This is a genomic window from Bacillus sp. JZ109 (assembly GCF_053903135.1).
Genome location: NZ_CP096388.1, coordinates 1,407,502 through 1,426,281, shown reverse-complemented (window position 1 = coordinate 1,426,281; position 18,780 = coordinate 1,407,502). Strand labels below are relative to the sequence as shown.

The following is an 18,780-nucleotide window of genomic DNA, read 5'->3' as shown; positions in this document are numbered from 1 at the left end:
TGGGAATTGTTCGCTGATGCAAAGAAAAAGGCTGCCGAATATCACTTCCGGCAGCCCTTCCTTCCTAGCGGTTGTTCATTTTATGAAGTTTTCTGAACAGCCCTTTATCTGTTGATACCTGGACATCACGGCCATTTGCATAATTGCGCGCTGCTTTTACGACATTATCTCTGTCAGACTTTGTGAACTCTCTATGGCTTCTGACTGCGATAACTACTCGATCATCCGATACCATAACTTGTGTGTCATTGACGTTTTTCACTTGTTTCACACGGTTGGCAATTTTTGCAGCCAGTCTTCTGTTTTCTTGGTTGTCATACCCGTTGTTCGCTGCATTCCGATTCATGTTTCGGTTATTCGTGTTGTTATATGTTCCGTCAGTTGCCAAAGGAACACGATCGTCAGCAGTAACACGGTCACGGTTATTTACATTCGTGGTGTTTCGGTTACCGTCGTTCTGATCCTCCATTAATTCAGAAACAGGACCATCGTGGTCGATTCCGTCTCCCTGTCTATCGGCGTCATTTTCATTTGTATAATATCCGATTGGACGGGTATTGCCGTTATTGCGCGTATCATTCATAGCATTATCGTTTGCTCCGCATGCTGTTAAGCCGGCTGTCATTAGAATCAGGCTAGCGATCGTCATTTTTTTACCCAATGGAAAAACCCCCCGTGGACGAATTGAGCATGTTTGCTCGCTTTTATCATGTGCGTATGGGGGGCATGTTAAGCGTGTCAGTTCTCTCCATTTGGCAGTGATCTGCTTAAAAACAAAAAAAGGAACGATTTACATCGTTCCGAACGATCACTCATTTTCTTCTTCCGGCCGGCCAAACATTTGGTTTACAGAAGGCTGGTTCGTCATTGGCATAGAAACTCCTGCCGAATATGGGTTTGGATTTGGGTTAGCTGTGCCATATGGCATATTAGGGCTTCCGTAAGCTCCCATTCCCGAATGGCCAGGCGCAGAGAAATATGGCTGATGATCACCGTCACAGCCGCAGTCGTCATGATCTTTGTATGGCATGTAACCATGAGCCGCAGCAGGCTGGTATGCTCCCATTACTTGGGGAGTGCCGTAATAAGGGCCATACGGCATATGTCCATACGGAGATCCATAAGCCGGAGATGCGTATTGCGGCGCACCGTATGAACCGTAATGTCCGTGATGGCTGTTTTCATGATGCTGGTTTTCATAACCCGGGTCATACTGAGGCGATACAAAGCCTGGCTGGTATCCATGCATCGGATGCATTGGATAAGCTTGTGCCGGATAGTACGGATAGCATAATCCTGATCCTGGAAGAATTGGCGAAACAGGCACCGGACACGGTACGAAATGAGCCGGATAATGATAATAAGGCTGAACAGCCGGCATCGGCATATTCGGAACTGTGTGATGAACGTTTTCCTCTTCTACACCGCCTACCTCTGGCGCCTTTGGCATATTAGGCATATTCGGATAATTTGCATTTTCCATATTACTCATAGCCTCCTGTTGTGGAAATTGGTCTTGCATATGATACATATGATCCATATTTCCGTCATGATGTTTTTTCGGCTCCTCCGGTTTAGGAGGCGACCAAGGCTGGAAAAGCTGTTTCATATCATAATAATCGTTCACATCAGCTTCAGGGTACACATTTTCCTGCAAATTAGGCATCGGCGGGACATACGGCATGGACTTTTTTTCTTTCGGCTTTGTGTCTTCTACATCGACAACGGATTTAGGCTTCTCTTTCGCATATGGATGTTCTTGCTTCACACTCCCGGCCGCAGGACTTTTGCCCGCTTTTGGCTCTTTTCTGACCGGCACTCCTTCTGACGGCACTTTTATTTTCATTCCAGGCATGATTAAGTCTGGATTGCTAAGCTGTGTATTGAGTTTTTTCACTTCCTCAACATCGACTCCGTACTTTTCAGCTATTTTCCAGAGCGAATCACCTTTTTGAACGATATGGATTTTCAACGTTTTCCCCTCCTATGCAAAACGTGAACAGTTCAGCTGTGATTACAATATGTTTCTTCACAACATATGCCTGAACAAAAGAAGTTATGAGTAAAGGAAGGGAAAATATTTCTGATCTACGTGATCGAAAGCATTCGATTCAGGGCAAGGAGTGCATCTTCCTGAATGGCTTTTGGCACTTTGATGACGCCTGAAGGTTCTCCTTTTTCAATTTGTTCCAGCGACCACAACAAATGCGGCAAATCAATTCGGTTCATTGTCAGGCAAGGGCACATGTCAGGGTTAAGTGATTCGATTTGTTTATCTGGATGCTTTTGAATGATCCGCTGAACAAGATTCATTTCTGTCCCGATTGCCCACTTACTTCCCGCCGGAGCCTGGTTGATTGTGTCGATAATATATTTCGTTGATCCGTTATCATCGCTTAATGTCACGACTTCGTGTGAACATTCCGGGTGCACAATGATCTGAATGTCGGGGTCTCGCTCTCTCATATCATGGATATTTTTAGTGGTGAATTTCTCGTGAACAGAGCAATGCCCTTTCCACAAAATCACTTTCACATTCGTATGCCCGGATTCAGCTACTAATTCATCTTTCATCGGGTCCCACACAGCCATATCTTCAAGCGCAATGCCCAGATCATAAGCCGTATTTCTCCCTAAATGCTGATCAGGCAAAAATAAAATTCTTTTTTTCTGTGTAAACGCCCATTCAAGCACTTTTTTCGCATTTGAAGAAGTCACAGTTGCTCCGCCATGCTTTCCGACGAATGCCTTGATCTCCGCAGTGGAGTTCACATAAGTTAAAGGTATGATCGTATCTCCAAATATATGCTGAAGCTTCTTCCATGCCCTATTGGTCTGCTGCATGTCAGCCATGTCAGCCATAGAACATCCTGCTCTCATATCTGGCAGGACGACCGTTTGCCGCTCGCTTGTCAGCATATCGGCGGTTTCTGCCATAAAGTGAACGCCGCAAAATACGATATAATCCGCTTCTTTGTTTTTTTCCGCTACTTGGGCCAATTGCAGGGAGTCGCCTGTTTGGTCAGCAAATTGTATCACTTCATCCTTTTGATAATGATGGCCTGGTATAAAGAGCCTGCTGCCGAACTTTTTTTTAATGGCGGCAACGCGCGTTTCCATATCCTTTCTCGATAGTTCTTTATAACTTTCGGGCATCATATCATTCGATTGTTTGATCACATCAAGAATTGACATAACGGCATTCCTCCACAGATTCATTTGATAACGTAACATCCATGCTGATATCTAAACTTTTGACGGAATGAGTCAGAAATCCTAATGAAATATAATTCACACCCGTCCCTTTAAAAGCAGGCAAAGATTCTAACGTAATCCCGCCGGAGGCTTCAGTTTTTATATGATCCGGTGTGAGCTTTGCAAAATGACGGACCGTATCAGGCGGACAGTTGTCAAACATAATAACATCCGCGCCAGCTGCAATTGCTTCCCGCAGCTGTCCCTCCGTTTCAATTTCCACCTCGATATTTACCATGTGCCCTGCGGCCTGACGGGCTTTTTTGCATGCCTCTAAAATAGAGCCGCATGCTGCGATATGATTATCTTTAATCATGATGCCGTCATACAAACCGAATCGATGATTATACCCGCCGCCGGCTCTGACAGCATATTTCTCCAGCATTCTGAGCCCCGGTGTTGTTTTTCTCGTGTCACAAATTTTAATCTGTTCATCATCCAGACACCGAACAGCCTCTCTTGTCATTGTCGCAATTCCTGACAGCCTCTGAATAAGATTTAATACGACCCGCTCTCCTGAAAGGAGCGCAGCTGCGGGACCGTGTAACTCGGCAATCACTTCACCTTTATGCAACATGTCCCCATCTTTTTTGTGCAAAATAATTTGAACATTTTCATCTAATAAAGCAAAGCCTTCTTTTATCACCGCAGTCCCTGCAAAGATACCCTCTGACTTAGCAACAATCTCCGCTTCACAGCTCTGTTCTCCAAAAATAGACTGCGATGTAAGATCCCCTGTCCCAATATCCTCAAGAAAAAAGTGATTCAGTAATTTTTTCAGCTGTAAATGATTCATTGTTCCAAATCCCCTCGTTTTTTCTGATCTTCGTTCCTTTTTTTGTATGGACAATTTGTCTTCCTTGCCAGCTCACCTCAGCATGAGGAAAATCGGTTCGGAAGTGAGCCCCTCTGCTTTCCTCCCGCAAAAGCGCAGAAAACGTCATCAGCTTTGCAGTTTGCCATAGATGAGAAAGTTCCATCTGCCGAATTGTGATATCCTTCACATTTACTTCCTGAAAAGGCAGCGTATGAAGCCAGATGCTAAGCTCAATCAAACTGCTTTGTTCCCGCAAAATAGACATGTGGCTTGTCATTTTGCATTGCAGTTCATGCACCTCTATATCCGGCACCTCGTAGAAGACACTGGTTTCTAGCCCTGATTGATATTGCCTGTTATAAACCGGTTTTTGGATAATATGCTCTGCTGCCCTTTTTCCAAATACCAGCGCTTCCAATAAAGAATTGCTTGCAAGCCGGTTTGCTCCATGTAAACCGGAGCATGCTGTCTCGCCAATCGCATAAAGCCCCGGCACTGTCGTTTCTCCCCAGCGATTAACTGAAACACCTCCCATTAAGAAATGCATTCCCGGAGCAACAGGAATTTTTCCGCTGTGGATATCAACCCCTGCTTTTTCACAAATAGCGGTGATGGTAGGGAAACGCGTTTCAAAATCAGAAATCGCACTGAAGTCTATATAAACGCGATTTCCTTTTGCCATTTCTTCGTGAATAACCCGTGAGACAATATCTCTTGGAGCCAGGTCACCTAAAGGATGCCGTTCAGCCATAATCCTGCGGCCGTTTTCGTCTACTAAACATCCGCCTTCCCCTCTGACAGCTTCTGAAACAAGCCCGTAGGATACACCATTTTTCACAAGCAGTGTCGGGTGAAACTGAGTAAACTCCAAATCCGTTAATTCCGCCCCGGCCCGGTAAGCCAGAGAAAGACCGTCACCTGTGACAGTAGGATCATTTGTATGGTGAAGAAACAGGTTTCCACAGCCGCCGGCAGCCAGCACAACTTCGTCTGCTTGCCTTACCTTGAGACGCCCTTTGCTGTCTTTTGTCATGACGCCGATACATCGTCCGTCCTCTATAAGCAAATCTGCTGCCATTTCATTCTCGATTAACTTGATTTTGCTGTTGATCCGTTTGAGCAAATAATCGATAAGCAGCCTGCCTGTTGCGTCTCCGCCTGCATGAAATATACGGTTGTATGAGTGGGCCCCTTCTTTTCCAAGACAAACACCGCCTCGTTCATTACGGTCGAATGGAAATCCACGCTCCAATAGGCTTTGAACCATCATTTTTCCATCATGTAAAATGTCTGCTGCAATAGCTAGATTATTATGGCCGCACCCTGCGTATAACGTATCCTCCAGATGGGCTTCAATCGAGTCATCTTTTGCATAGGCCGCAGCAATCCCGCCTTGTGCATAGACAGAATTGCTGTTTTTGACGCTTTTTTTTGTGATAACAGTCACTTCGTATGAGGGCGGGAAAGCTGCAGCTAAGGAAAGTGCCGCCGCCCCTGAACCGATGACTGCAATCGTCTTTTTAGACATATGCCATCCTCCTGTTGTTTACACCTGTCTTGACACCTATATTTACACAAGGATAAAATAAACTCAAGAGTTTTTTATGGAGAACGGATGGAGGAAGACCGGATGATTTATTTAGATTATGCAGCGACAACGCCTATTTGTGAGGAAGCCCTTACTGTATATCAGAAGCTTAGTATGGATATGTACGGAAATGCCAGTAGCCTGCATGATGCAGGAGGAAAAGCAAAGCACATACTGGAGTACTGCCGTGAAAAAATCGCCAACATCATTGGCGGAGAAGCAAGCGGCATCTATTTTACAAGCGGCGGCACTGAATCCAATTTTCTGGCCATTCAATCATTGCTAAACGGCCTGCCAAAAACGAAAAGACATTTTATTACGACTGCCATGGAGCATCAGTCCATTCACAATTGCGCTGCTTTTTTGGAACAGCAGGGATATGATGTAACAGTCATTGAACCGAATGAATACGGGCTTATTACCGAGGAAATCTTACTAGCCCATATCCGGCCGGAAACAGGCCTTGTATCTATTCAGCATGCAAATTCTGAAACCGGGATCATTCAGCCCATTCAACACCTGTCTTCATACCTGCACAATAAGGGGATTCTTCTTCATTGCGACGCTGTTCAAACGTTTGGAAAGATCCCGATCAATACAAAAAATCTGGGAGTAGATGCACTCTCAATGTCCAGCCATAAAATCCACGGTCCTAAAGGAGTAGGGGCGGTCTATATCCGGCCGGATGTCCCTTGGAAACCCGTTTATCCTCTGACTACTCACGAATACGGATTCAGAGCCGGCACCGTAAATGTTCCCGGGATCGGTGCCTTCACTGCCGCTGCAGAATTGATCGTAAGCGAAATGGAAAAACAGATATCCCGCAATGAGGCATTAAGAACATACTTTCTAGACCAAATCCGTATTCGGTCTCTCCCTGTAACCCTTGCGGCAGACACTTCGCAAGCAGAATGTCTTCCGCATATTATAGGGTGTTTTTTTCACTCATTTGAAGGACAATATGTTATGTTAGAATGTAATCGGAGTAATATTTGCATTTCAACCGGCAGCGCTTGTTCTGCAGGTTACCACGGTCCGTCTGAAACAATGAAAGCATTAAGAAAAACCGAACAAGAAGCTCTGCAATTTATCCGCATCTCTTTTGGCAGGCATACAACAGCTGAACAGCTGGAACAGTTATTACATACGTTTACAGTGCTTTGGGAACAAAAGAAAGGAGAATTTGATATTGACCGAAGAATTAAAGCTAATGGGCGCCAACAGGCGTGACCAGCTTCTTCTGTGGCTGAAGGAATCTAAATCACCGCTGACAGGAGGAGAACTCGCAAAAAAAGCGAACGTTTCAAGACAGGTTATTGTACAGGATATATCGCTCTTGAAAGCGAAAAATGTACCGATTATCGCCACAAGCCAAGGATATGTATACATGGATGCAGCCGCTCAGCAGCACCAGCAGGCAGAAAGAATCATAGCATGTCTGCACGGTCCTGAACGGACAGAAGAGGAACTGCAGCTCATCGTCGACGAAGGCGTTACAGTAAAAGACGTAAAAATCGAGCATCCCGTGTATGGAGATTTAACTGCAGCCATCCAAGTAGGCACCCGGAAGGAAGTTAGCCATTTCATTAAAAAAATCAATTCTACGAATGCTGCCTACTTATCACAGCTGACCGACGGCGTGCACCTGCATACACTGACAGCACCTGATGAACATCGCATCGATCAAGCTTGCCAAGCCCTCGAAGAAGCCGGCATTTTAATTAAAGACTAAAAAAAGCCCTCTAGAGGGCTTTTTTATAATTGGTAAGACTGGTATGCACCCAGGAGCTTCACTTTGCAGCCGAGCGCTTCAAGCTCCTGCATGGCCCCTGGAATCAATACATCATCAAACGCTTTTTCAATATCAATAATAAAGAAATAATGGCCTAATCCGGTTTTAGTCGGACGTGACTCAATTTTTGACAAGTTTAAATTTCTCCAAGAAAATGCAGACAGCACTCTATGCAGCGCCCCGGACTGATCATCCTGCGGCAGCATGACCATTAAGGTCGTTTTGGGCCTAGAACTCAATTTTGAATTCACTTCAAAAGATATGTTTTCATCAGGAGACAGGATAACAAATCTTGTATGATTGTCCCTATAATCCTGTATATCCCGTTTCACGATTTTTAATTCGTATGTAGAAGCTGCCATATCATTGGCAATGACCCCGATATTCAGCTCGGGATGGTCACTGACAAACTTTGCTGCCGCCCCGGTAGAATTGGCGTATTCATATGGAACGGAAGGAAAATGTCGATGAAGAAATTTATGGCATTGCGCAATCGCGTGTGAATGTGAGTAAATTTTGTCGAGCTCTTTCCATGCATTCTCTCTAGAGGGATGGACGAGCAAGTGCTGATGAATCGGCAACGTCATTTCACCCACGATTGGCAAGGGCTGTTCATGTATTAAATAGTCTATTGTTAGATTAACAGATCCTTCTAATGCATTTTCCAAAGGAACAAAAGCAAAATCAACTTCGCCTGCAACGGCTGCATCTATACACTCCGGAATGGTGCGGTAAGCAACATGTTCGGCGCCGTTTTGAAAACAAGAACTGACTGCTAGATGTGTAAATGTAGCTGCTGGACCTAAATAACCGACTTTCATGACGATTTTCTCTCCCTTATGCACCTGAACCTAATATTTCAACCTTTTCTACAAAATCAAACTTCCTGAGCTTATTCATTAATGTATGAATGTCTTCTTCCATTGCCGACGTACTGATAGACAGTGTCACATTTGCTCTGCCTTGAAGCGGAATGGTCTGGTGAATGGAAAGAACGTTGCTTCCAGAATCAGCTACCGCCTGAAGAAGCTGAGATAACGCACCTGACCTATCCTCCAAATGAAAGAAAAGTGTGATAATTTGTTCTTTTACCATGGTGTAGAATGGAAAAACAGCATCCCTGTATTTATAAAACGCACTTCTGCTTAAATCGACCTTTTGAACGGCATCTGCTACTGAATCTGCTTTTTTTCGATCAAGCAGCTTTTTGACTTCTAATGTTTTTCTCATTGCATCGGGCAATACATCTTCACGGACAAGATAAAATGTCTCCTCTTTCATTTGCATCCCCCCTTTAAAATAGAGAGCCTGACACCAGGCTCTCTTTTCAGCCAACATTCATTAATCAATAAATTCAAATTCAAATTCCAGAAGCCTGATTATATCTCCATCCTTGGCTCCGCGTTCTCTGAGTGCTTCATCAACACCCATTCCGCGCATCTGTCTTGCAAACCGTTTAACCGATTCATCACGTGAGAAATCAGTCATCTTGAATAACCGCTCAAGGCTGTCTCCTGAAAGCACAAATACACCGTCTGGATCGCGTGTAATGTTAAATGGCACTTCTTCATTTTCCATCGTGTACATGACACGGTTTTGTGTAAGCTCTTCCTCGTCATACAGCGGGAATTCCGGTGTGTTCTCAAGCTGATTGGCAACCTCAAACAGAAGCTCACGCAGACCTTCTCTTGTCACCGCACTGATCGGGAATACCGGATAATCATCCGTCAGCTTTTCTTTAAAGGCTTCGAGATTTTCCGCAGCCTCCGGCATGTCCATTTTATTTGCAACGATAATTTGCGGACGCTCGGTGAGACGCAGATTGTACTCGCTCAGCTCCTGGTTAATCGTAAGATAATCCTCATACGGATCGCGGCCTTCTAAGCCTGACATGTCAATGACGTGAACAATAACCCTCGTCCGTTCAATATGGCGCAAAAACTGGTGGCCCAGTCCGACGCCTTGGTGTGCGCCTTCAATCAGCCCCGGCAAATCGGCCATGACAAAGCTGCGTCCGTCATCCGTTTCAACCATGCCGAGATTCGGGACAAGCGTTGTAAAGTGATAGTCCGCAATTTTCGGTTTTGCAGATGAGACAACAGACAGCAAAGTAGATTTTCCCACACTCGGGAACCCGACAAGTCCGACATCTGCAAGCACTTTTAATTCAAGAACAATGTAGCGTTCTTTTCCCGGCTCGCCGTTTTCTGAAAGCTGAGGCGCGGGATTAGCCGGTGTAGCAAAGCGGCTATTCCCTCTTCCGCCTCTTCCGCCTCTTGCAATGACAGCCCGCTGTCCGTGCTCTGTTAAATCAGCGATGACCTGTTTTGTATCATCGTCTGTCACAACGGTGCCCGGCGGAACTTTAATGACCATATCATCAGCATTTCGTCCGTGCTGGTTTTTGGACATGCCATGCTCGCCGCGAATCGCTTTAAAGTGTTTTTTGTATCTAAAATCCATCAGGGTGCGGAGACCTTCATCTACTTCAAAAACGACGTCTCCTCCCTTTCCTCCGTCACCGCCGGCAGGGCCGCCTTTCGGCACATATTTTTCACGGCGAAACGCAACCATACCGTTGCCGCCGTCGCCGCCTTTTACATATACTTTGACCTGATCTACAAACATAATGTCCTCCGTTCTAAACCGTTAAAAACTCCGCTAGTCCAACCCAATTTCAATCAGACATTCGTGACTGGTGATTTCAAAACGCATGATATCAACGTCCTCATATCCATTCTGCCGAATATCATCAAAAGCAGATGGATCGGCAAAGGCGCCGTGAAAATCAAGGTACAGAATCAGCTGTCTGTCAGGATGATCCGTTTGAAGCGAAACCGTTAAATGATTTTCACTCTCTCTGCTGACTGCTTGATCAAACAGATGAAACAGCTTTCTCATCAGTTTCGCCAGCTTTTGATCATAAGCCGACAAATCCTTAATTTCTCCGAGAACTTCATATTCAAGCGTCATATAATGGGTTTTCCAATTAAACGTAAGAAAATCAAACGCCAAATGCGGTGTTTTCAGGTTTGAGAGCTTTGATTCGTGCTTTGCGTCTATAACCATTTCTTCAATCATTTCAAAGACACGGTCATACTTCTGTAAGCTTAAGTTTCCTTTAATCAGCTGCAGCTTATTCATCCAATCATGCCGGGAATGGCCAAGCAGATGAATCAGTTCGTTTGTTAATGCCGTGTCGCTTATATTTTCTTCTTGATTTTTTGAAACATCCTTCATTTTCGCACTCCCAATCATTTAATTTCTTATTTAGGAGTCTGTATAAGTGTGTATTATGAATTATAACAGAGAAGGCTTTGTTAGAAAAACAATTGTTTTTCCCAGAAATATCATGTTCCTTTTTTCTGGCTTTGGTTGATTTGCAGCCAGGCAGAACATTTTATGTATTACTGCTTGGGGAACATATCCAGTGGGTTTGAGATGTTTATTCTCATTCTTGGCGGGGTCTGCTCGCACATACTCTGCATTTCATTCTAGGTGTTTACTCCGCATATTGCAAAAAAAACTCCAGTCATCATCGACCGGAGTTTTTTGAATCATTATTGAGCTACAGGATATACGCTCACTTTTTTGCGGTCACGGCCGAAACGTTCGAATTTAACAGTTCCGTCGATTTTCGCAAATAGAGTGTCATCTCCGCCGCGGCCCACGTTTTCACCTGGGTAAATTTTTGTTCCGCGTTGACGGTAAAGGATAGAACCGCCTGTTACGAATTGACCGTCAGCACGTTTAGCACCTAAACGTTTAGCCTCAGAGTCACGTCCGTTCTTTGTAGAACCTACTCCTTTTTTAGAAGCGAAAAACTGAAGATCTAATCTAAGCATGTAGCTCACCTCCTATATTATGTTTGTGGTCACACGCAAGTTGTCTTTGTAATCCCGTTCGATTGTCTCCAGCGAAACAATCATGCCTTCAATCAGCAGCTGAGCTTTTTGGCGTGCCTCTGGATCAAGAGATTCAGGGAATTCAAAATAAAAATAACCCCCGTCCTCCCCTATATCAAGAAGCGGCTCGAAGCCCGCGAGCACAATGACCGCGTTAACGGCTCCAAACACAACGGCTGTCACTCCGGCACAAACAAGATCTTGTCCATGTTCAGCAAAATTCGCATGGCCCGTCATTTCAAAAGACAATATGCCTTTATCATGAGACCTTCTGATTGTTGCCTGAATCATGCTTACGCGTTGATTTTTTCGATCGTCACTTTAGTGTAAGGCTGACGATGACCTTGTTTTTTATGAACGTTTTTCTTTGGTTTGTATCTGAAAACAGTGATTTTTTTCGCGCGGCCTTGTTTTTCAACTTTAGCCGTTACTGTTGCGCCTTCAACTGTAGGGTTGCCGACTTTCACGTTGTCTCCGCCAACAAACAAAACGTCTTCAAAAGTAACTGTTTCACCTGCTTCAGCAGCAAGTTTTTCGATGTAAACAGTTTGGCCTTCTTCAACTTTGATTTGTTTACCGCCTGTTTTAATGATTGCGTACATTCTCTGCACCTCCTATTAGACTAAGACTCGCCAGATACCAGGGGGCTGTAAAAGCTCTTAACACCTGTACTGAGCGGTTGTAGCAATGGTGCTACATCCATAACATTAAAAAATATACCAAAATACAAGGCGTTTGTCAATCAGTTTTAGTAGGGCAGAAGCAGTTCCTCCATGGAAGAATTCGTCCGCTTATCGGCAAAGTAAGCGTGCAGCACTTCATTCTCGTCAAGCTGGCTGAGCTTTTGGCCTGATTTTTCTATAATAATCGGATGCTTACAGCCACGTTTGAACTCGGCCATCACATGATAGACTTTATCCTCCGCCTTTACTGTCAGCGGCAGAAGTTTCTCAAGCTCCCTGTTTTTTCCGTAATACCTTTCGAGGAGAAATCTCACATGGGTATAGTGCCTTTGCCGATATTCCTCAAACAAGGAAACCGCCAGAAAGACAAACAAAACCCATGCGCTGATTTGCAGAGGAATCACGAATAAAACCCAGCACCCGAGCAACAGGCAGAAGCAGAGCGACGTTTTTAGATTAAGCCGGTGAGCCTTTTGAAAAGGCAGCTGTTTGGAAAACAACAAAAATAACAGTTTTCCTCCATCCAGCGGCCAGATCGGCAGTAAATTGACAAATAAGATAGAAAGATTATAAAAGGTGAAGAGTTCAAAGGTATGCTGATGAATCACTGAGACTTCTGCAAGCATCCAGGCGGCAAACTGAAGCCAGATGTGCTGAAGAGGGCCGGCAATAATGACCGCAAACTCTTCCTTTAACGGCCTATTCCCGTGCTCTTCCACTTCGACCGTTCCCCCAAACGGCAGCAAAAAAACACGCTTGATTCTCCAAGAAAAAAATACGGCCAGAGCAGCATGCCCCAGCTCATGAATCAATACAATCAGGAGCAGACATAATAATGCTTTCATATGGCCTGTGAGCAAGCCCAGCGCCGCGATAATCCAAAGAAAAGGATGCACATGGATCTTTAAGATAAGGTCGAGCCATTTATTCAAATGTAATCACCTGAATCGGATCAATAAATTTATCGCCGTCTTTCATGGCAAAATAATAGACCCCTTTATTATGATCATCAAGCTTAATCGAACCGAGCTTTTTGCCTTTATCCACAAAATCATATAAAGCAACATCCACATCTTTGAGCTCGCCATAGATACTATAGGTGTTGTCAGCATGCTGCACCTTAACCGTCAGTCCCGTCTGGCTGTCTTTGCTGACTTCAACCACATAGCCTTCTTTTACGCTATCAATCTTATCGCTGCTTGTTTCGACTTTAATTCCTTCCCCATTGTCCTGAAAATCCTGCTGTACTTTCCCGGATGCAGGCGCGATCAGATCTTTGCCTACTTCAATTTGCTGTTCCTTATTTTTGTGTTCAGGAGCCAGGAAAGCAAGCGGATTTCCGAATTTGGTTTCGAACCAATGGCTTGCTGAGGCAAATTGAAATTCAGTTTCAAAGGTTTTGGCTACGGCGGGTTTAATCTGACTGACGGGTCCAATGTTTGTTTTATAGGCTATAGCTGAAACGAGAACAAGGCAGGCCGACAGAAGACATTTCAGGATAATTGAATCTGTTTTCACCAATGGGTGTTTTCCGTTGAATGCTGGCATGTTATCTTCGTAGACCGGAAGTGTTCCATACTTTTCCTGATCCGTTACCATCACCCAGGACGGGGGTTTCTGCTTTTCAGAAACTGTCTGAGTAGAGAAACGTTTTGAGCCGGAAAGCTGCTTTCTTCTTTTCTCTAATCGTTTTCTGATTTCATCTGCTCTGTGACTCATTGCCATCATCCTTTGCATTCGTTGGGTTTGTACATCATATGTCTTGTCCATGGCAAATATTCGGTTTAGTCAAGAACAAAGCAGGCAAAAACAAAAAAACCTGACACAGCATATGCTTTGTCAGATTCTTCTCTTTGATTCTATCACATTAAGATCTTACTCCGAAAAATGACTTAATCTTAGCCATCATTCCTTTGTTTTGCTCTTCAAGCACCTGTAAAGGAACAGATTCACCTAAGATGCGGCGGGCAATATTGCGATATGCAATGGAAGCACGGTTTTTAGGGTCCATCGCAATCGGTTCGCCATGATTGGAAGCTTTAATGACTTCATCATCATCAGCCACGATTCCGAGCAAATCGATCGACAGATGCTGTACGATTTCGTCGATATCCATCGTGTCACCGTTTTTCATCAAGTGATTTCTGATTCTGTTTACAACGAGCCGCGGCGATTCAACATTTTCCTCTTGCTCCAGCAGCCCTATAATACGGTCAGCATCACGAACAGCTGAGATTTCAGGCGTAGTGACCACAATCGCTTTATCAGCTCCGGAAACGGCATTTTTGTACCCTTGCTCGATTCCGGCAGGACAGTCTATGATGACATAGTCAAATTCCTGTTTGAGCTCTCGGACCATGTTTTTAATTTGTTCAGGAGCAACAGCTGTCTTATCGCTCGTTTGAGCAGCGGGCATTAAATAGAGCAGATCATCGAAACGTTTGTCTTTTACGAGCGCCTGATGCATTTTGCATCTGCCCTCTACAACGTCTACCAGATCGTAAATAATTCTATTTTCAAGACCCATTACAACATCAAGGTTGCGCAGTCCTATATCAGTATCTACTAAGCATACGCGCTTCCCTAAAATGGCTAAGGCGGTACCGAGGTTCGCAGATGTTGTTGTCTTACCTACTCCGCCTTTTCCCGAAGTTATTACGATAGCCTCACCCAATTCACATTCCTCCCTCAAGCCTTGTTAGATCAGGTCTTAAATGAGCCAAATGTTGAAGGCGTTCAATGACCATATTTCCGTCTGTATCTAAATAAGCACATTCCATTTCGTTCCCTTTTTGAATGTGGTCTGGGGAGCGATTTAACACATGATTGATTCTTAATTGTGTCGGAAGCATTTCAGAGGCGGCGATGACCGCTTGATTATTTCCATTAAATCCGGCATGCGCGATTCCTTTCAGTGAGCCCAGAACAAAAATGTTCCCTCCGGCCCTGACTGTTCCGCCGGGATTCACGTCACCGATCAGGAGCAAGTCGCCTTTTACCTGCAGCACTTGGCCTGAACGGACAATTTTTGAAACAGAAATAATTTCGGCTTCCTCTCTTATCTGCTGTGCTTCTTTTTTAGTAATGACTTCACTGTCAATAGAATGAACAAACAAATCTTTCTTTGACGCAATCAATTCGGTTAGCTGTTCCTCTTGCTCCTTATATAAAAAGCGATTTCCCAGCTTAACATGAACGCTGATTTTCTGGCCTTTTCCATCGGTATATTGTTCAATTGACAGCATATTCTGAAGACCATCGAGAAGCTCATCAAAAGAACACGCATCATCCAGATGCAATGTTAGTCCATTCTTTGTTCCTTTTATTGTTACATATTGCTGCTTTTTGGTCTTCACAATATTCACCTCAACAACATACTCATTTCGTCAAAAAAAGATAAAATCCTTTTTACTCATCTCTCAATTCTTTCTTTAGACTCATAAAAAACAATCTAAATGGCAGAACAAGAATAAGAGCTGCTGCAATATTTAATAAAATTGTCGGTATAAACCGGTCAAGCACAAATCCGTTAAACGTCATAATGTCTTTATGAATCAAAGACTGAATGCCGAATACGTAAAATTCGAGCAGACAGACAGCCAGAACTGCTATCAATATCACTACAAATGCGTTTGTATGTAACACTTTAAACGCTTTTGAAGCCAAATAGCATAGCCCTGCAAAACCAAACATGTAAACGCCTAATAGACTTGTATAGTTCATGTCATATAGAAAACCAAAAATAAATCCGTAAATCATCGCGTGTTTTTGGTTGATAAAAGCCGACATGAATATCAATACAAGCATCAAAAAACGCGGGGCGAGCACTTGGTCATCTGTAACGAAAGGAAAATGCACCAAATCTGTAAAAATGCTTTCCGCAGAAAAAACAAGCATCATAACGAAAGGGAGAAGGAAACGTTTCACGATCCTTCCTCCTCTGTATCGACAGTCGGCACGTCACGGTTAACAACGATCACATTATTTAAATCTGTAAGGTCAGCCGCAGGTTTTACATAAGCAACCTTCGTTAATCCATAGGAATCTGACTCGATATCAGTCACTTCACCGATTGTCAGCCCTTCTGGGAAAACACCGCCTGTCCCTGATGTTTCAATAAGATCGCCTTTTTTCACGTCTTGTTTATCCTTACGCTCAATAATTGTCATCTTAAGACGTTTTTTCTCTTTGTCATATCCTTCGATCAAGCCGTAGCCTTTGCTGCCTTTTTTTCCGGAAATTTTTGTCGCGACTCTGTTATTGCGGTCAGTATCGCTTAAAAGCTGAACAGTAGACGTAAAATTGTTAAGTCCGGAGCTTTTGATCTTGCCGATTAATGCGCCTTTTTCGTTTGTAACGGCCATATCTTTCGCTACGTTTTGCTGAGTCCCCTTGTTAATGGTGACCTGTTTCGCCCAATTATCAGGGCTTCTGGCGATGACCGTTGCTAAAATCGGCTTGTAATCTTTAATCGATTTGACATGGCCAAGCTCGTCACGCAAGGATTTGTTTTCTTCTTCAAGCTCTTGAAGCTTGGCTTCATATTGTGTCTGTCCGTCAAGTTTTTCTCTTAGACGCTCGTTTTCTTTGTATGTGTTTTTTAAATCATTGATGTTCTCAAATATTCCTGCAAAAAATTCGGCAGGCGTATGAAAAATATTTTGAAATACTCCCGTCGTATCGCCGATCACTTTCTCAGGCCAGGTGGTATTGCGGCCGCCCTTCAGCGAAAATCCAATCATAGCCACCAATATGATAATACACAGAAGTAATAGCATTAACCGCTTATTCGGCATCGTGTTACACCTCTTCTATTGAACTCCCGATTATCTAGTTTTCCCTTTGAAAAGATGGATGTGCTCCAGTGCTTTCCCTGTTCCGATCGCTACACAATCAAGCGGGTCTTCGGCGATAAGGACCGGCATTTTTGTTTCTTCGCTGATGACTTTGTCCAAATTGCGCAAAAGCGCTCCGCCGCCGGTTAACACTATACCTCTGTCCATGATATCTGCTGCAAGCTCAGGCGGTGTTTTTTCGAGTGTGCTCTTCACTGCTTCGACAATTGTAGATACAGTGTCGCGTAGAGCGTTAGAAATCTCTTTTCCTGTAATTTCAATTGTTTTCGGCAAACCTGTCAGCAAATCGCGTCCACGGATTTCCATGTTGTCGGATTCTTCAGGAGCTTCTGCGGATCCGATTTCCATTTTAATCGCTTCAGCCGTACGGTCACCGATCATCAGATTGTACGTTTTTCTGATGTAGTTGATAATCGCGTCATCCATCTCATCACCGGCTACACGGATTGACTGAGACGTTACGATGCCTCCGAGGGAAATAATCGCAACTTCTGTCGTACCGCCCCCGATATCAACAACCATGCTTCCAGTCGGTTCCCAAACTGGCAAATTGGCTCCGATTGCTGCGGCAAAAGGCTCTTCAATCGGATACGCGTCACGCGCTCCCGCCTGTCTTGTCGCATCGATAACAGCGCGTTCTTCAACAGCTGTAATGCCTGATGGGACACATACCATTACATATGGTTTTCTGGCAAACATGCCTTTATTTTTTATGGCCTGATTGATGTAATATTTCATCATCGTCGCCGTTGTTTCATAATCAGCGATAACGCCGTCTTTCATCGGGCGAAGAGCCACCACGTTGCCCGGTGTCCGTCCAATCATATTTTTCGCATCATTTCCGACAGCGACAATCGATTTCGTATCCGTCTGCAAAGCGACAACTGACGGCTCTCTCACAACAATTCCTTTTCCTTTTACAAAAACAAGCGTATTCGCAGTTCCAAGATCTATACCAAGGTCTCTAGCACCAATTCCAAACATATGTATGTATCTTCCTTTCTTAAAGCAAAAATACCCTAAAGGGAAAAACTCATAAACTCTATTATAGCTTAATTCGACGAAAAAAAAAGTGTTACAAATATCCTTTTTCCTTTAAACTCACAAATTTTTTATCCCCGATCACCAAATGGTCAAGCAGCTCGATGCCAATCAGGTTTCCGCATTCAAACAGCCGTCTTGTCACTTCAATATCTTCCCTGCTCGGCGTCGGATCTCCAGAAGGATGATTATGAACACAGATAAAGGAAGCGGCAGATCGTTTAAACGCTTCTTTAAACACCTCTCGCGGGTGGACAATAGATGAATTCAGGCTTCCGATAAATACGGTGCGTTTATGGATGACTTGATTTTTTGTATTTAAGTATAAACATGTAAAATAGACATAAATACAGAAAATATCTAAGGATACGTATGTTAGACGCACAGCTGCACGAAATGTTTCAAAAAAATTTTTCAGATTTTAAAAAAGGTTTATAATTTAAGTAGAAATAACCAGGGAGGCACTTATGAACATTAATAAAATAAGATCAGCGCTCTACAAGTCGGCTAAAATTTTAGGGGATGTTAATGCTGCTAAAAACGGCACTCTCGGGAAACGTATTGCCCGCCGTGCAGCCGGTAAAGCAACAAATAAACTATTACGGAATCTATTTAAATAAAAAAGGAGAATTGGGAAAGATGCAGTATTTCTCATTATAGGAAGGAGTGATTAAGATGAAAATTCAACGTGAGTTACCGGTAGGTACACACCATGACCCAGCAATTGGAATGGGTTTAGGTCGTGAAATAAGAGTAGGCGCATAAGTAAAAAGGCCTTTCGTATGACGAGAGGCCTTTTGTTTATTGATGGACACGGCAGCCGCAATCACAAAGGAAATGGAC

General features: G+C 43.8%; 23 protein-coding genes, 1 pseudogene and 1 other annotated feature. Of the genes and pseudogenes, 4 read left to right on the top strand and 20 right to left on the bottom strand.

The window, feature by feature from the left end; translation table 11 throughout:
- Window positions 1-64: 64 nt before the first annotated feature.
- The 5 genes from sgpA to nadB all read right to left on the bottom strand — a co-directional run bounded on the left by sgpA (window position 65) and on the right by nadB (window position 5,600).
- Window positions 65-661, bottom strand: a complete 597-nt coding sequence (gene sgpA / locus M1D94_RS07275; RefSeq protein WP_038829633.1) for a spore germination protein SgpA — start codon at window positions 659-661, stop codon at window positions 65-67.
- Between the two features lie 147 nt (window positions 662-808).
- Entirely contained in the window at window positions 809-1,972 is a 1,164-nt protein-coding gene (gene safA, locus M1D94_RS07270; protein ID WP_021480233.1) for a spore coat assembly protein SafA, read from the bottom strand.
- Between the two features lie 116 nt (window positions 1,973-2,088).
- A complete protein-coding gene (gene nadA, locus M1D94_RS07265; RefSeq protein ID WP_456270475.1) occupies window positions 2,089-3,195 on the bottom strand; it encodes a quinolinate synthase NadA in 1,107 nt (368 codons plus the stop codon).
- A complete protein-coding gene (nadC, locus tag M1D94_RS07260; RefSeq protein ID WP_277708865.1) occupies window positions 3,182-4,051 on the bottom strand; it encodes a carboxylating nicotinate-nucleotide diphosphorylase in 870 nt (289 codons plus the stop codon). Before nadC ends, nadA begins: the two co-directional genes overlap by 14 nt.
- Complete coding sequence (nadB, locus tag M1D94_RS07255; RefSeq protein ID WP_277708866.1) at window positions 4,005-5,600, bottom strand: L-aspartate oxidase; 1,596 nt, start codon at window positions 5,598-5,600, stop codon at window positions 4,005-4,007. The genes nadC and nadB overlap by 47 nt, the downstream gene beginning before the upstream one ends.
- Before the next feature lie 102 nt (window positions 5,601-5,702).
- Between nadB and nifS the strand changes: the two genes are divergently transcribed.
- Both nifS and M1D94_RS07245 read left to right on the top strand, forming a co-directional pair.
- Window positions 5,703-6,890: a cysteine desulfurase NifS gene (gene nifS, locus M1D94_RS07250; RefSeq protein WP_103803776.1), complete on the top strand. Its 1,188-nt coding sequence runs from the start codon at window positions 5,703-5,705 to the stop codon at window positions 6,888-6,890.
- Window positions 6,850-7,392, top strand: a complete 543-nt coding sequence (locus M1D94_RS07245; RefSeq protein WP_004398582.1) for a transcription repressor NadR — start codon at window positions 6,850-6,852, stop codon at window positions 7,390-7,392. Before nifS ends, M1D94_RS07245 begins: the two co-directional genes overlap by 41 nt.
- Before the next feature lie 23 nt (window positions 7,393-7,415).
- On the opposite strand, the gene pheA is transcribed toward M1D94_RS07245, so the two are convergent.
- Genes pheA through spo0B form a run of 4 tightly spaced genes read right to left on the bottom strand, consistent with a single transcriptional unit; the run spans window position 7,416 to window position 10,692 of the window.
- Window positions 7,416-8,273 carry a prephenate dehydratase gene (gene pheA, locus M1D94_RS07240; protein WP_014477545.1) on the bottom strand — a complete coding sequence of 286 codons (858 nt, stop codon included), beginning with the start codon at window positions 8,271-8,273 and terminating at the stop codon, window positions 7,416-7,418.
- 16 nt (window positions 8,274-8,289) lie between these two features.
- The gene (gene thrR, locus M1D94_RS07235) at window positions 8,290-8,733 is read right to left on the bottom strand and encodes a transcriptional regulator ThrR (RefSeq protein WP_003222630.1); all 444 of its coding nucleotides are present in this window, start codon (window positions 8,731-8,733) and stop codon (window positions 8,290-8,292) included.
- 60 nt (window positions 8,734-8,793) lie between these two features.
- The gene (gene obgE, locus M1D94_RS07230; RefSeq protein WP_003229675.1) at window positions 8,794-10,080 is read right to left on the bottom strand and encodes a GTPase ObgE; all 1,287 of its coding nucleotides are present in this window, start codon (window positions 10,078-10,080) and stop codon (window positions 8,794-8,796) included.
- 33 nt (window positions 10,081-10,113) lie between these two features.
- A complete protein-coding gene (gene spo0B, locus M1D94_RS07225; RefSeq protein ID WP_004399131.1) occupies window positions 10,114-10,692 on the bottom strand; it encodes a sporulation initiation phosphotransferase Sop0B in 579 nt (192 codons plus the stop codon).
- Between the two features lie 77 nt (window positions 10,693-10,769).
- On the opposite strand from spo0B, the gene M1D94_RS07220 reads away from it, so the two are divergent.
- Complete coding sequence (locus tag M1D94_RS07220; protein ID WP_003229671.1) at window positions 10,770-10,892, top strand: hypothetical protein; 123 nt, start codon at window positions 10,770-10,772, stop codon at window positions 10,890-10,892.
- Window positions 10,893-11,012: 120 nt separating this feature from the next.
- On the opposite strand, the gene rpmA is transcribed toward M1D94_RS07220, so the two are convergent.
- The 11 genes and pseudogenes from rpmA to radC form a co-directional block, all read right to left on the bottom strand.
- On the bottom strand, window positions 11,013-11,297 hold the full coding sequence (gene rpmA, locus M1D94_RS07215) for a 50S ribosomal protein L27 (RefSeq protein WP_003222623.1): 285 nt from the start codon (window positions 11,295-11,297) through the stop codon (window positions 11,013-11,015).
- 12 nt (window positions 11,298-11,309) lie between these two features.
- Window positions 11,310-11,648 (bottom strand): ribosomal-processing cysteine protease Prp, encoded by a 339-nt coding sequence (locus M1D94_RS07210; RefSeq protein ID WP_003229669.1) that lies wholly within the window; start codon window positions 11,646-11,648, stop codon window positions 11,310-11,312.
- Window positions 11,649-11,650: 2 nt separating this feature from the next.
- Complete coding sequence (gene rplU, locus M1D94_RS07205) at window positions 11,651-11,959, bottom strand: 50S ribosomal protein L21 (protein ID WP_003229668.1); 309 nt, start codon at window positions 11,957-11,959, stop codon at window positions 11,651-11,653.
- 13 nt (window positions 11,960-11,972) lie between these two features.
- Window positions 11,973-12,048 (bottom strand) — a sequence feature (ribosomal protein L21 leader region).
- Window positions 12,049-12,105: 57 nt separating this feature from the next.
- Complete coding sequence (gene spoIVFB / locus M1D94_RS07200) at window positions 12,106-12,972, bottom strand: stage IV sporulation intramembrane metalloprotease SpoIVFB (protein ID WP_103803775.1); 867 nt, start codon at window positions 12,970-12,972, stop codon at window positions 12,106-12,108.
- Complete coding sequence (spoIVFA, locus tag M1D94_RS07195) at window positions 12,965-13,759, bottom strand: stage IV sporulation protein SpoIVFA (protein ID WP_456270474.1); 795 nt, start codon at window positions 13,757-13,759, stop codon at window positions 12,965-12,967. Before spoIVFA ends, spoIVFB begins: the two co-directional genes overlap by 8 nt.
- A gap of 148 nt (window positions 13,760-13,907) precedes the next feature.
- Complete coding sequence (gene minD, locus M1D94_RS07190) at window positions 13,908-14,714, bottom strand: septum site-determining protein MinD (protein WP_042975118.1); 807 nt, start codon at window positions 14,712-14,714, stop codon at window positions 13,908-13,910.
- A gap of 1 nt (window position 14,715) precedes the next feature.
- Complete coding sequence (minC, locus tag M1D94_RS07185; protein ID WP_004398901.1) at window positions 14,716-15,396, bottom strand: septum site-determining protein MinC; 681 nt, start codon at window positions 15,394-15,396, stop codon at window positions 14,716-14,718.
- A 52-nt stretch (window positions 15,397-15,448) separates the two neighbouring features.
- The gene (gene mreD / locus M1D94_RS07180; RefSeq protein WP_004398811.1) at window positions 15,449-15,967 is read right to left on the bottom strand and encodes a rod shape-determining protein MreD; all 519 of its coding nucleotides are present in this window, start codon (window positions 15,965-15,967) and stop codon (window positions 15,449-15,451) included.
- A complete protein-coding gene (gene mreC, locus M1D94_RS07175) occupies window positions 15,964-16,836 on the bottom strand; it encodes a rod shape-determining protein MreC (RefSeq protein ID WP_003222609.1) in 873 nt (290 codons plus the stop codon). Before mreC ends, mreD begins: the two co-directional genes overlap by 4 nt.
- A 30-nt stretch (window positions 16,837-16,866) precedes the next feature.
- Entirely contained in the window at window positions 16,867-17,880 is a 1,014-nt protein-coding gene (gene mreB, locus M1D94_RS07170) for a cell shape-determining protein MreB (RefSeq protein ID WP_003229650.1), read from the bottom strand.
- A gap of 91 nt (window positions 17,881-17,971) precedes the next feature.
- Window positions 17,972-18,274 (bottom strand): annotated as a pseudogene (gene radC, locus M1D94_RS07165) (RadC family protein); the annotation flags it as partial.
- Window positions 18,275-18,404: 130 nt separating this feature from the next.
- Between radC and M1D94_RS07160 the strand changes: the two are divergent.
- Window positions 18,405-18,557 carry a hypothetical protein gene (locus M1D94_RS07160; protein ID WP_042975112.1) on the top strand — a complete coding sequence of 51 codons (153 nt, stop codon included), beginning with the start codon at window positions 18,405-18,407 and terminating at the stop codon, window positions 18,555-18,557.
- Window positions 18,558-18,780 lie beyond the last annotated feature (223 nt).